At 66.3% G+C, this 12383-nt stretch carries 13 protein-coding genes; 9 read left to right on the forward strand and 4 right to left on the reverse strand.

All coding sequences use genetic code 11. From position 1 onward, the window contains the following. The first annotated feature begins 149 nt into the window (after positions 1-149). The 3 genes from T8S45_RS13130 to T8S45_RS13140 are packed head-to-tail and all read left to right on the forward strand — an operon-like array spanning position 150 to position 2373. Positions 150-527: a hypothetical protein gene (locus tag T8S45_RS13130; protein WP_188640896.1), complete on the forward strand. Its 378-nt coding sequence runs from the start codon at positions 150-152 to the stop codon at positions 525-527. A 20-nt stretch (positions 528-547) separates the two neighbouring features. Further along, on the forward strand, positions 548-1927 hold the full coding sequence (locus T8S45_RS13135; protein ID WP_322294051.1) for a mechanosensitive ion channel domain-containing protein: 1380 nt from the start codon (positions 548-550) through the stop codon (positions 1925-1927). Next, on the forward strand, positions 1924-2373 hold the full coding sequence (locus T8S45_RS13140; protein WP_322294052.1) for a hypothetical protein: 450 nt from the start codon (positions 1924-1926) through the stop codon (positions 2371-2373). Before T8S45_RS13135 ends, T8S45_RS13140 begins: the two co-directional genes overlap by 4 nt. 1 nt (position 2374) lies before the next feature. Here T8S45_RS13140 and ppa read toward each other — a convergent pair whose 3' ends face one another. Next, entirely contained in the window at positions 2375-2902 is a 528-nt protein-coding gene (gene ppa, locus T8S45_RS13145) for an inorganic diphosphatase (protein ID WP_188643029.1), read from the reverse strand. Positions 2903-3013: 111 nt separating this feature from the next. On the opposite strand from ppa, the gene hisS reads away from it, so the two are divergent. The 6 genes from hisS (at position 3014) to metK (ending at position 9973) form a co-directional block, all read left to right on the forward strand. After that, complete coding sequence (gene hisS / locus T8S45_RS13150) at positions 3014-4261, forward strand: histidine--tRNA ligase (protein ID WP_322294053.1); 1248 nt, start codon at positions 3014-3016, stop codon at positions 4259-4261. 91 nt (positions 4262-4352) lie between these two features. After that, positions 4353-5420, forward strand: a complete 1068-nt coding sequence (prfA, locus tag T8S45_RS13155; RefSeq protein WP_322294054.1) for a peptide chain release factor 1 — start codon at positions 4353-4355, stop codon at positions 5418-5420. After that, complete coding sequence (gene prmC / locus T8S45_RS13160; RefSeq protein ID WP_322294055.1) at positions 5417-6247, forward strand: peptide chain release factor N(5)-glutamine methyltransferase; 831 nt, start codon at positions 5417-5419, stop codon at positions 6245-6247. Before prfA ends, prmC begins: the two co-directional genes overlap by 4 nt. A gap of 216 nt (positions 6248-6463) precedes the next feature. Further along, positions 6464-7102: a DUF4167 domain-containing protein gene (locus T8S45_RS13165; protein WP_322294056.1), complete on the forward strand. Its 639-nt coding sequence runs from the start codon at positions 6464-6466 to the stop codon at positions 7100-7102. 10 nt (positions 7103-7112) lie between these two features. Continuing rightward, a complete protein-coding gene (gene lnt / locus T8S45_RS13170) occupies positions 7113-8720 on the forward strand; it encodes an apolipoprotein N-acyltransferase (protein WP_322294057.1) in 1608 nt (535 codons plus the stop codon). Between the two features lie 41 nt (positions 8721-8761). Further along, a complete protein-coding gene (gene metK / locus T8S45_RS13175; RefSeq protein WP_322294058.1) occupies positions 8762-9973 on the forward strand; it encodes a methionine adenosyltransferase in 1212 nt (403 codons plus the stop codon). 58 nt (positions 9974-10031) lie between these two features. Here metK and T8S45_RS13180 read toward each other — a convergent pair whose 3' ends face one another. Genes T8S45_RS13180 through T8S45_RS13190 form a run of 3 tightly spaced genes read right to left on the reverse strand, consistent with a single transcriptional unit; the run spans position 10032 to position 12382 of the window. Continuing rightward, positions 10032-11171: a CaiB/BaiF CoA transferase family protein gene (locus T8S45_RS13180; RefSeq protein WP_322294059.1), complete on the reverse strand. Its 1140-nt coding sequence runs from the start codon at positions 11169-11171 to the stop codon at positions 10032-10034. Positions 11172-11191: 20 nt separating this feature from the next. Next, positions 11192-11836, reverse strand: coding sequence for a CoA transferase subunit B (locus T8S45_RS13185; RefSeq protein ID WP_188640904.1), 645 nt, complete (start codon positions 11834-11836; stop codon positions 11192-11194). A gap of 3 nt (positions 11837-11839) precedes the next feature. Next, complete coding sequence (locus T8S45_RS13190; RefSeq protein ID WP_322294060.1) at positions 11840-12382, reverse strand: nuclear transport factor 2 family protein; 543 nt, start codon at positions 12380-12382, stop codon at positions 11840-11842. Between the last annotated feature and the right edge of the window lies 1 nt (position 12383).

Genomic DNA, 12383 nt, shown 5'->3' on the forward strand with positions numbered 1-12383 from the left:
CCACCCCCGCCGGAAACGATTGGCAGACTTCGTGCATGCCTTGGTCGATCAGGCGCGGCTTTTCGCACCGGGCGGGTGGCGATCGTCCTTGCAGCAGCGCCGCGTTCGTGATTAACTGCAAGCTTCGGGAACTGGGGAGAGACCGACTGATGGCACAGGCTGCGTACGACGAGGAAACCGAGGCCCGCACCGAGGGCAAGAAGCTCGACTGGCGCAAGCGGATGAGCGACCACATCGCCTATGCGCTGATGGTCTATACCGCGCTGCAGATCTTCGTCACCGTCGATGCGATGCAGTCGCCGGGCACTTCGATCGCCCCCTATATCGCGCTGGCCATCCTCGTCGCGCTCGTCATTCCCGCCTGCAAGACCTACGAATCCTGCTGGATGAAGATGAGCGACGAGCAGGCCGCCGACCCGTCCTACGAACCGCGCTATCGCAAGTCGGTGATCGGGTTGTGGGTCGTCGCGATCGGCCTGCCCTTCCTGCTCGCCGGACTGTTCAAGGCGCTTTACGCGCTGAACTGACCATCTCCCATTTGTCGGAATTGCTGAAATTTGCGCTGGCGCTCCTGGTGGGCGTCGCCGCGATGCCTGCCACGGCGCTCGTTCCGGGAGCGGCGAGCGAAACCGCGGCACCCGCGCCGACGCCGACCGCGCAGGCGATCGAAGCCGAGACCGGCGCCTCCGACGACGAGCAGATCGCGCGACGCCTCCGTGGGATCCTCTCGCAACTGCCGGCTTTCGCCGAGGTGGCGGTGACGGTGAACGAGGGGGTGGTCGCCCTGTCGGGGACAGTGCCTGAGGAAGGCGATATCGCGCGGGCCGAGGAAATAGCTTCGCGCATCACCGGGGTGGTGACGGTCGAAAACGGGCTCGAACGCGACCTATCGGTCGGACAGGCAGGCGGGGTCCTGACCTCGCTCGAAAGCAAGCTGGCCGATGCGCGCGCGCTCGCGCCGTTGGGGGGACTCGCACTGGTGGTTGCGATCGCGATCGCGGCGTTCGGATACCTGCTCGCCGGACTGACCGGGTTGTGGCGCCGGGTCGCCCCCAACTCCTTCCTCGCCGAACTGATCGCCTCGGCGATCCGCTTCGTGTTCGTGGTGCTCGGCCTGGTCATCGCGCTCGACATGCTCGGCGCGGGGGCCTTGCTCGGGGCAGTGCTCGGCGGGGCTGGGGTGATCGGCATCGCGCTGGGTTTCGCGATGCGCGATACGATCGAGAATTACGTCGCCTCGTTGATGTTGAGCTTGCGCCAGCCGTTCCGCGCCAACGACCATGTCGTGATAGACGATCTCGAGGGCCGCGTGATCCGCCTGACCAGCCGTGCGACCGTGCTGATGACGCTCGAGGGCAATCACTTGCGGATTCCCAATTCGACCGTCTTCAAGGCGGTAATCCTGAACTATACGCGCAATCCGCAACGCCGCTTCGAGTTCAAGCTCGGCATCGATGCCGACGACAATCCCGAGGCGGCGCGCAAGGTCGGCCGGGAGGCGCTCGAGGCGCTGCCCTTCGTGCTCGCGGATCCGCCGCCCGAGGTCCGCACGGTCGAAGTCGGCGATTCGAACATCGTGTTGAGCTTCCTCGGCTGGGTCGATCAGGAGGAGAGCGACTGGCACAAGGCCAGAAGCCGCGCGATCGGTGCGGTCAAGGCGGCTATAGAGGAAGCAGGCTTCGCGCTGCCCGAACCGATTTACCGCCTGCGGTTCGATTCGCGCACCGACCCGCTGCCTATGGCGCAGGTCGCGGAAGGGTCTGCGGGCAAGCCGCCGCCCGTCCCCAAGGCGGCGACCGTGACCATGAGCGCCGAAGACGCGGACGTCGCGCCGCAGAACGAGATCGCCGAGCTGGTCGACAAGGAACGCCGGACCGATTCCGAGCAGGCCAAAGACCTGCTCGACGAAGGGCGCCCGGTGGAGTGAAGGAACCGCAGCGCCCGGCGCAATTGCGGCTCGACGATGCGATCGACCGGCAGGGGCCCGAACTCGCCGCGATCGGACGCGAGGCGATCACCGCCGCGACCGCCGCCATGCCGACCGCGAACCGTATCGTCGACGACAGCGACGGTCTGCTGCGGGTGCATTTCGCGCCCGGCGTGGACCTGGCCGCGACGATCGTCACGGTGTCGTTCCACGCCTTCTGGGTGAGCTACGATTTTCCGCGCGGGGACCGGATGTACGATCTGGACGAGCTGCTGCGCGGCACGCTGGGCTCGATGCGGCACTACGTGATCGAGGGCGCGGGCGACGTCCGCGATACCGAGGTCGAGCTGCTGCTGCGCGACGCGATCGACCGCGCCGACCCGCCGCCCAACTCCGAAAACCGCGCGATCCTGTGCTTCCGCTCCGAGCTCGAAGCGGAACGCTAGCTCAGCCCTTCGCCCGCTCGATCGCTTCCTTGACGATCTGCTTGGCCTCGGCGGCGTCGCCCCAATTGCCCACGCGCACCCACTTCTCGGCTTCGAGATCCTTGTAGTGGGTGAAGAAGTGCTCGATCTGCTGGAAGATGATCGAGGGCAGGTCCTTCGTCTCGGCGACGTCCGAATAATAGGGGAAGGTCGTGTCGATGGGCACGCAGATCAGCTTCTCGTCGCCGCCATGCTCGTCTTCGAGGTTGAGCACGCCGATCGGGCGGGCGCGCACCACGCAGCCGGCGATGAAGGGCGAGCGCGCGATCACCAGCGCGTCGAGCGGATCGCCATCGGGCGACAGCGTGTGGGGAATGAAGCCGTAATTGGCCGGATAACGCATCGGCGTGTGGAGGATGCGGTCGACGAACAGCGCGCCCGAATCCTTGTCGAACTCGTATTTCACCGGTTCGCCGCCGGTCGGCACTTCGATGATGACGTTGAGGCTTTCGGGCGGATTGTCGCCGGTGGGGATCTTGTCGATGCGCATCATGCGTCCTTGCTGAAAATGTTCGGTCCCCCTCCCCAGAAAGACTTGGCGGGCCGATAGCGAAGGGCGGAGGATTGCGGAAGGGGGCAGTTCGCCTTAATCGCGCGACCCATGCCAAAAACGCCACAAGCCATCCGCGGGACGCAGGACATCTTCGGAGCCGATGCCGAGGCCTTCGCCTTCGTGGTCGAGACCTTCGAGCGCGTGCGCAGGCTCTACCGCTTCCGGCGGGCCGAAATGCCGGTGTTCGAAAAGACCGAGGTGTTCGCCCGTTCGATCGGAGAGACCACCGATATCGTATCGAAGGAAATGTATTCGTTCGAGGATCGCGGCGGCGAATCGCTGACCTTGCGCCCCGAATTCACCGCGGGCATCGCCCGCGCCTTTCTTTCGAACGGCTGGCAGCAGCACGCGCCGCTGAAGCTCGCCACGCACGGCCCGCTGTTCCGTTACGAGCGCCCGCAGAAGGGCCGCTATCGCCAGTTCCACCAGATCGATGCCGAGATCATCGGCGCGGCCGAACCGCAGGCCGATGTCGAATTGCTCGCGATGGCAGACCAGCTCTTGAAGGAGCTCGGCATCGAGGGCGTGACGCTGCACCTCAACACGCTCGGCGACGGCGACAGCCGCGAAGCCTGGCGCGCCGCGCTGGTGGAGCATTTCCGTGCGGTGAAGGACGAGTTGAGCGAGGATTCGCAGGAGCGGCTCGAAAAGAACCCGCTGCGCATCCTCGACAGCAAGGATCGCCGCGATCGGCAATTCGTCGCCGATGCGCCGAAGATCGACCAGTTCCTGTCCGACGATGCGCGCGCCTTCTTCGATGCGGTCACCGCCGGGCTCGACGCGGCGGGCGTGAAATGGACGCGCGCCGAAAGCCTCGTGCGCGGGCTCGATTATTATCGCCACACCGCGTTCGAATTCATTCCCGACGAGGGCAGCGAGGCGGCCGGAAGGCTGGGCAGCCAGAGCACGATCCTTGGCGGCGGTCGCTATGATGGGTTGATGGAAAGCCTCGGCGGCGCGCCGACGCCCGCAGTCGGCTGGGCCGCGGGGATCGAGCGATTGGCGATGCTGGTGGGGGACCGTGCGCCCGAACGCCTCGAAGCCATGGTCCTGGTCGAATGCGACGAAGGCATGGCGGCCGCAATAGAGCTGCTGTCCGATCTTCGGAAGGGAGGCGTGATCGCCGACATCATGGCGACAGGTTCTCCGAAGAAACGCTACGACAAGGCGGTGAAGCAAAATCCGCAACACATCCTCCGGGTCGACGAGCGCGGCTACCACGGAATTTCCGGTGAAGGAGACGCGAGCAGGATCATCTCGGTCCTAGGGGCCCGCAATCCGTCACCCTCGACTTGATCCGGGGTCCCGCTTCCGTTCTTTCAGCGCCGCTGCAATAAGCGGGATCCCGGCTCGGAGGCCGGGATGACGAGATTGAGAGTTTAGTTCCTTGACCATCCCCGCCGAACGCCTCGACCAGATTGCCAATCGCTTCGCCGAGCTCGAAGCGCGGATGGCCTCGGGCACACTCGAGGGCGAGGCTTTCGTGCAGGCGAGCCGCGACTATGCCGAGCTCGAACCGGTGGCCAAGATAGCCAACGAGGTAAAGGCGATGCGCGCCGAGATCGCCGAGCTGTCCGAGCTCGTCTCCGATCCCGAAATGAAGGCGCTCGCCGAAGAGGAGCTGGTCGAACTCAAGGCAAAGCTGCCCGAGGCCGAACGCCGGCTCGCCGCGGCGATGCTGCCGCGCGACAAAGCCGATGCCAAGCCCGCCATGCTCGAAATCCGCGCCGGGACGGGCGGCGACGAGGCCGCGCTGTTCGCGGGCGATCTCTACCGCATGTACGAAGGCTATGCCGCCGAACGCGGCTGGAAGGTCGAGCCGGTCTCGATCAGCGCGTCGGACGTCGGCGGCTACAAGGAAATCATCGCCAACGTGAAAGGCACCGGCGTGTTCGCCAAGCTCAAGTTCGAGAGCGGCGTGCACCGGGTGCAGCGCGTGCCGGTGACCGAGAGCGGCGGGCGCATCCACACCTCCGCGGCGACCGTCGCGGTGCTGCCCGAGGCCGACGATGTCGACGTGCAGATCGACCCGACCGACCTCAAGATCGATACCTATCGCGCCAGCGGTGCGGGTGGTCAGCACGTCAACACCACCGACAGCGCAATCCGCATCACCCACCTGCCCACCGATACGGTGGTGACCTGCCAGGACGGGCGCAGCCAGCACAAGAATCGCGAGAAGGCGATGCAGGTCCTGCGTGCGCGGCTGTTCGAGAAGCAGCGCGATGCGGTCGAGGGGGCCGAGGCCGAGGCGCGCAAGGCGATGGTCGGCTCGGGCGACCGCTCCGAACGCATCCGCACCTACAATTTCCCGCAGGGCCGCGTGACCGATCACCGCATCGGGCTGACGCTGCAGAAGCTGCCGCAGATCCTCGAAGGGCCCGGGCTTGGCGAAGTGATCGACACCCTTATCGCCGAGGACGAAGCCAAGCGCCTCGCCGCGATGGAGGAATGACCGTCGGCGAAGCCCTGCGCGCCGCGGCGGATCACCTGTCCGCCACTAGCGACAGCGCGCGGCTCGACGCCGAATTGCTGATGGCGCATGCGCTCGATTGCTCGCGCTCGGACATGCTGCTCCGGCATCAGCGCGATCCGGCGCCGGACGGCTTCGAGGCGCTGGTCGATCGCCGCGCCCGGCACGAGCCGATCGCCTACATTACCGGCGAGCAGGAATTCTACGGGCGTTGCTTCGCGGTACGACCGGGCGTTCTGATCCCTCGCGGCGACAGCGAAACGCTGGTGCGCGCCGCACTCGAATCCTGTTCGTCGCCGCGCCGGGTGCTCGACCTCGGAACGGGCAGCGGTGCGCTCTTGCTGACCCTGCTTTCGGAGCGCCCCGCGGCAGCGGGCGTCGGGATCGATGCTTCGTCCCGGGCGATCGAAACCGCGACCGAGAATGCACGGGCGCTCGATCTGGCGAACGACTGGCGGTTCGAGCGGCGCAGCTGGCTCGACGACGGCTGGCAAGACGATCTCGGGCGGTTCGACCTGGTGGTGTGCAACCCGCCCTATGTCGAGGCCGATGCCTTGCTCGATGCCGATGTCCACGATTACGAGCCGGGCGAGGCGCTGTTCGCCGGCCCCGAAGGCCTCGATGACTACCGCGTCTTGATCCCGAAATTGCCCGAACTGCTTGCCGAAAACGGTGTCGCGATCTTCGAAATCGGCCACCAACAGGCCGAATCGGTGGCGCAGATCGCCTCCGAGGCCGGGTTCTCGAGCGAATTGCGGCGTGATCTCGCGGGGCGGCCACGCGCACTTATCCTTCGCCCGAAACCATAGGGGGCTTGGCAAGGCGTCCTACAACCGCTACCTCTGGAGTTGCTCCGGCGGGAACCAGAGGGTTCGCCGGAGACAAGTCCCAGACCAGACCGGATACCAGCGCGCCGCTCGTCGACGTGCAGGAACCGGAAAGGATACCGGGATTGGCCCCGCGCGAAGAGCGTGCGGAGGAGGGATACCGCCGCGTATGACGGCGTCACAAAGGAACACGAATCCTTGAGCAACAATCGTGGTAACAACCGTCGTCGCGGTCGCGGCGGCAACAACCGGTCGCAGGGCAATCAGTTTCCGAACCGGATCGACAGTCGCGCGCGCGGCAACGCACCCCAGCTTCTCGACAAGTACAAGAAGCTGGCGAACGACGCGCAGATGAACGGCGATCGGGTGCAGGCGGAATACTACCTGCAATTTGCCGATCACTATTTCCGCGTCATCGCCGACAACAAGGCCCGGCAGGACGAACAACGCGCCAAGCGCGACGACAATCGCGGCGGCAAGCACGGCTCCGACGATGACGACGACGATCGCCGGGACGATCACGACAACGACGGTCGCGACGATCGCCCGAAGAAGCCGCGCCGCTCGCGCAAGAACGAAGGGCAGGAAGCCACCCAGGGGCGCGAACAGAACGAAGGTTCCGATGCCGACGGCGAGGAAAACCCCTTCGTGGCCAAGCGCAAGCCGGCCAAGGCGAAGGCCAACGGCAAGGCGAAGCCGGCCAAGGACAACGGCCCCCACGGGCTCGATCCCAGCGCGCTGCCGCCCGCTATCGGCGACGACGCGGACGAGGCGCCCAAGCCGCGTCGCCGAACCCGTCGCGCCGCCAGCGAAGACGGCGAAGAAGCCGCTGCCTAGGAATTGACGGGTGGGCTCGCTCGACAGGCGCGCCCGCACCGGCGCGAACGCGATCGGTCGCTGGCTCGTCGCTCACCCGCGATTGAGCGCGCTGGCGGCCGGGCCGCTCGCCGCGCTCGGCTTCTCCCCTTACAATTTGTGGCCGCTGGCGCTCGCGGCGCTGGCGCTGTTCGTGGCGCTGGTCGCCCACGCACCGAACGGGAAGTCCGCCGCCTGGCGTGGCTGGATGTTCGGGTTCGGCCATTTCACGCTCGGCAATAGCTGGATCGCGGTCGCCTTCGGCTACCAGGCGAACATGCCTGCCTGGCTCGGCTCGATCGCGGTTTTGCTACTCGCGGTTTATCTCGCCGTATTTCCTGCGCTTGCCGCGCTTGCCGGCTGGTGGCTGGCGGGCCGGGCGCGCACCGGCTGGGTGATGGTTCCCGCATTGGCGGGAGGCTGGATCGTCGCCGAATGGCTGCGCAGCTGGGCTTTTACCGGCTATGCCTGGAACCCGCTCGCGATGATCGCACTCGGGCCGTTCGAACGACCGGGGCTCGCCGTGATCGCGCAGTTCACCGGGACCTATGCGCTGTCGGGCATGGTGATCGCATTGGGCGGTTGCTGGTGGCTGGCGGCGCGCTGGCGCGAACGGCGCGGACTCGCGATCGCGCTCGCGCTGCTGCCGGTGTTGGCGCTGCTCGTCCCGCGCCCGTTGGGAGAGCCGCGCGAAGGGACGCTGCGCTACACGCTGGTCCAGCCCGATATCCGCCAGGAAAAGCTCAACGAGCGCGAGTATTTCGAAGAGAATTTCGCGCGCACCGCGGCGCTTTCGCGCCCGCGCGACGATGAGCCGCGGCTGGTGCTGTGGCCCGAATCGGGCATCCAGGACTTCCTGCGCGAAGGCTATCCCTTCCGCTACTACCTGCGCTTCAACTACCTCGCCGACCCGCTCGCCTCGAAGCGCCGGATCGCACGCACGATCGGCGCCAACGCGCTGTTGCTGAGCGGTACGCAGGATCTCGAATTCGAGGATGGCGCGCTCGCCGGGGCGCGCAATTCCGTTACCGCGATCGACGGCAGCGGGCAGATCCGCGCGAGCTACAACAAGGCGCACCTCGTCCCCTACGGCGAATACCTTCCGATGCGCGACGTGCTCGAGCCGCTCGGGCTCTCGCGGCTGGTGCCGGGCGCGGTGGACTTTTTCCCCGGACCGGGGCCGCGCACGCTCGAGCTCGGCGAATACGGTCGCGCGGGCGTGCAGGTCTGCTACGAGATCGTGTTCAGCGGACAGGTGGTCGATCGTTCGGACCGGCCCGATTACATCTTCAACCCTTCGAACGACGGCTGGTTCGGCCCATCGGGACCGCCGCAGCATCTCGCGCAGGCGCGGATGCGCGCGATCGAGGAAGGCCTGCCGGTGCTGCGCTCGACGACCACCGGGATCAGCGCGGTGATCGACGCGCGGGGCGTGGTGCGCGAATACATCCCGCGCCACAGCGCGGAGCGGCGCGATGGGTTCGTCCCACCCGCCCACGCGCCGACCTTGTTCGCGCGGCTGGGGAATTGGCTGGCGATGGTGTGGGCGGTGCTATTTTGCGTGATTGCGCTGGTTGCCAGCCGCCGCGCGCGGGGCTAACACGCGCCCCACACATAAAGCTTTCTTTATATGAGGCTCAAATGCGCTCCGATTACCTGTTTACCTCCGAAAGCGTGTCCGAAGGCCATCCCGACAAGGTGTCGGACCAGATTTCGGATGCGATCGTCGACCTGTTCCTCGCGAAGGATCCCGAGGCACGGGTCGCCTGCGAGACGATGACGACCACCCAGCGCGTGATCCTGTCGGGCGAGATTCGCGGCCAGGGCATCATGGACGCCGATGGAAACTGGGCACCCGGCGTCGAACAGGAGATCGAGGAAACCGTGCGCGGCGTCGTGCGCGAGATCGGCTACGAACAGGACGGCTTCCACTGGCAGACGCTGGTGTTCGAAAACCACCTGCACGGACAGAGCGTCCACATCGCACAGGGCGTTGATGCGAGCGGCAACAAGGACGAAGGCGCGGGCGACCAGGGCATCATGTTCGGCTTCGCCTGCGACGAGACGCCCGACCTGATGCCGGCACCGATCGATTACAGCCACAAGATCCTCCACCGACTGGCCGAGGACCGCAAGAACGGCGTCGCGCCGTTCCTCGAGCCCGACAGCAAGAGCCAGGTCACGCTGCGTTACAAGGATGGCAAGCCGGTCGCGTGCACCGCGGTGGTGGTCAGCACCCAGCACGCGCCGGGCTATGACGAGGGCGAGAAGGAAGCCGAGCTCCACGCCTATGTGAAGGGCGTGGTGACCGAGATCCTGCCCGACGGCTTCGTCTCGGACGACACCGTGTGGCACATCAACCCGACCGGCACCTTCGAGATCGGCGGACCGGACGGAGATGCGGGCCTCACCGGTCGCAAGATCATCGTCGACACCTATGGCGGCGCGGCCCCGCATGGCGGCGGCGCGTTCAGCGGCAAGGATCCGACCAAGGTCGATCGCAGCGCGGCCTATATCACCCGTTACCTCGCCAAGAACATCGTTGCAGCGGGTCTCGCCTCGCGCGTCACGATCCAGCTCGCCTATGCGATCGGCGTGTCCGAACCGCTGTCGCTCTATGTCGACACGCACGGCACCGGGACGGTCGACGACGCGGCGATCGAGGATGCGATCCGCGGCATCGCCAAGCTCGGCGGCCTGACCCCGCGCGGCATCCGCACGCATCTGGGTCTCAACAAGCCGATCTACCGCAAGAGCGCCGCCTACGGCCATTTCGGCCGCGACGTCGACGGCGATCACTTCCCGTGGGAACGGACCGACCTGGTCGACGATCTCAAGGCCGCGCTGGCGTAAGCTTCAGTCTCACGCATACGAAGAGGGCGGCCCCGGCAGGGAGCCGCCCTTTTTCGTTTCAGTCGCCGTGCTCGCCCTGGCGCGGAGAGGGCTGGTCGAGCGCCAGCTCGGCATCGGAGAAGCGGAACGGGCTGCGCAGGCCGGGCACCCCGTCGCAATCGAGCTTCATGCCGCGCGCGATCACCTGGGGGTCGGCGAAGACCTCGTCGAGATCGTTGATCGGGCCTGCCGGGATGCCCGCCTCGGCGCAGGCGGAGAGAAGCGTGTCGCGGCCGCGCGACGCGGTCTCGGCCGCGATCAGCGCGTCGAGTTCGTCGCGGTTGGCGAGGCGATCGGCGTTGGTGGCGAAGCGTCGTTCCTTGAGCAGGTCGTGGCGGTCGAGCACTTCGAGCAATTTGCGGAACAGTTTGTCGTTGGCGGGGGCGAGCACCACCGGCCCGTCTTGGGTCGGGAATACGCCATAGGCGCTGACCTGCGCGTGACTGTTGCCCATGCGTGGCGGGTTCCACCCGGTCGCGAAGAGGCTCATCGCCTGGTTGGCGAGCAGCGAGACCGAGCAATCGAGCAGCGCCATGTCGATCCACTGGCCCTTCCCCGTGCGTTCGCGCATCAGCAGTGTCGACTGGATCGCGATCACCGACCACAGCGCGCAGGACAGGTCCGAGATCGAGACCCCCGCCTTCATCGGTTCGCCATCGGGCTCGCCGGTCAACCCCATGAATCCGCTCATCGCCTGGATCATGAAATCGTAGCCCGGCTCGTCGCGCCGCGGCCCGTCCTGCCCGAAGCCGGTGATCGAGCAATAGACTAGCGACGGATTGGCGTCCGAGAGCGCGGCGTAGTCGAGCCCGAATTTCGCCAACGCATCCGGTTTGAAGTTCTCGAGCACGACGTCCGCGCCCGCGGCGAGCTCGCGCACGCGAGCAAGGTCGCCCTCGTCGCGAAAATCGGCAACGATCCCGCGCTTGCCGCGATTGCAGGCATGGTAATAGGCGGCGGTGGTCTCGCCTTCGCGCTCGACGAAGGGCGGCCCCCACTGGCGCGTCGTATCGCCTTCGGGGCTTTCGACCTTGATCACGTCCGCGCCGAGGTCCGCGAGAATCTGTCCGGCGAACGGCCCGGCCAGAACCCGCGACAGGTCGAGCACCTTCACCCCCGCGAGCGGGGCGTTCGGCTTGCGCGGATTATCGAGCCACATGGCCGGTCAGCCCTACAATATCAGCCGAGAGCGACCTCGTACTCGGCGGTGGTCGCCGCGGCGATCTCCTCCTCGGTCACGCCGGGCGCGAGTTCGATCAGCTGGAACTTGCTGTCGTGATCCTTGCGACGGAACACGCCCATATTGGTCACGATCATGTCGACCACGTTGGTGCCGGTGAGCGGCAGCGTGCATTCGGGGATAAACTTGGGCGAACCGTCCTTGGCGGTGTGATCCATCACCACGATGATCTTCTTGACGCCCGCGACGAGGTCCATCGCCCCGCCCATGCCCTTGATCATCTTGCCCGGGATCATCCAGTTGGCGATGTCGCCGTTTTCGGCGACTTCCATCGCGCCGAGCACGGTCAGGTCGATATGCCCGCCGCGGATCATCGCGAAGCTCTGCGCACTGTCGAAATAGGCGCTGTGCTCCAGTTCGCTGATGGTCTGCTTGCCGGCATTGATCAGGTCGGCATCCTCCTCGCCCTCATAGGGGAAGGGGCCGATGCCGAGCATGCCGTTCTCGCTCTGCAGCGTTACGTGCATCCCTTCGGGTATGTGGTTGGCGACCAGCGTGGGGATGCCGATGCCGAGATTGACGTAATAGCCGTCTTCGAGCTCCTGCGCGGCGCGCGCGGCCATTTGATTGCGATCCCAGGGCATGAATTACTCTCCGCTCATGTCAGTCGGCAGCGCGCGGCCGGGGCCGGTCGCCTGCCAGAAAATCGATTGTACCTTCCAAATCCCGTCGATGCGGGCGAACTGGAAGGAATTGATCCCGCGCACGCTGCCAGGCGTGCCGTCGGGATTGGTGAATGTGCCTTCGTAGGACGACCATGCATGGGCGAGGTCGCCCCATACCTCGATTCGCCGCGAAAGCTGGCGTTCGGTGAAGCCGCGCTCGACGAGGAACGGGCCGCTGCGCGCGATGTAATCGTCGACCGTCCCGCCCGAAACGCCATCGGGCCCGATCGAGGAGAGCCGCGCATCGGGGGTGAACAGCGAGCGCATCCGGTCGAATTCGCGCAGGCTGCCGACGGGGCCGCTGATGACGGCGTAGACATCTTCGAGCAGCGCATCGATCGCTGCGACGTCGGCCGCGGGCGCCTCGGCGCGGGGCGTGGCCGGTGCCGCCTCGTAGGTGTTGTATGTGCTGGTCGAGCACGCCGCCAGCGGCAGCATTGCAATGGCGAGGATCAGATATCGCATG

The organism is Pseudoblastomonas marina (genome assembly GCF_034374265.1).
GTDB lineage: Bacteria > Pseudomonadota > Alphaproteobacteria > Sphingomonadales > Sphingomonadaceae > Alteriqipengyuania_A > Alteriqipengyuania_A marina.

What these genes read in the sequence shown, in the direction of transcription:
- T8S45_RS13130 (WP_188640896.1), top strand. Translation starts at nt 150, where the DNA reads ATGGCACAGGCTGCGTACGACGAGGAAACCGAGGCCCGCACCGAGGGC.
- ppa (WP_188643029.1), bottom strand. Translation starts at nt 2,902, where the DNA reads ATGCGCATCGACAAGATCCCCACCGGCGACAATCCGCCCGAAAGCCTC.
- hisS (WP_322294053.1), top strand. Translation starts at nt 3,014, where the DNA reads ATGCCAAAAACGCCACAAGCCATCCGCGGGACGCAGGACATCTTCGGA.
- prmC (WP_322294055.1), top strand. Translation starts at nt 5,417, where the DNA reads ATGACCGTCGGCGAAGCCCTGCGCGCCGCGGCGGATCACCTGTCCGCC.
- metK (WP_322294058.1), top strand. Translation starts at nt 8,762, where the DNA reads ATGCGCTCCGATTACCTGTTTACCTCCGAAAGCGTGTCCGAAGGCCAT.
- T8S45_RS13180 (WP_322294059.1), bottom strand. Translation starts at nt 11,171, where the DNA reads ATGTGGCTCGATAATCCGCGCAAGCCGAACGCCCCGCTCGCGGGGGTG.
- T8S45_RS13185 (WP_188640904.1), bottom strand. Translation starts at nt 11,836, where the DNA reads ATGCCCTGGGATCGCAATCAAATGGCCGCGCGCGCCGCGCAGGAGCTC.
- T8S45_RS13190 (WP_322294060.1), bottom strand. Translation starts at nt 12,382, where the DNA reads ATGCGATATCTGATCCTCGCCATTGCAATGCTGCCGCTGGCGGCGTGC.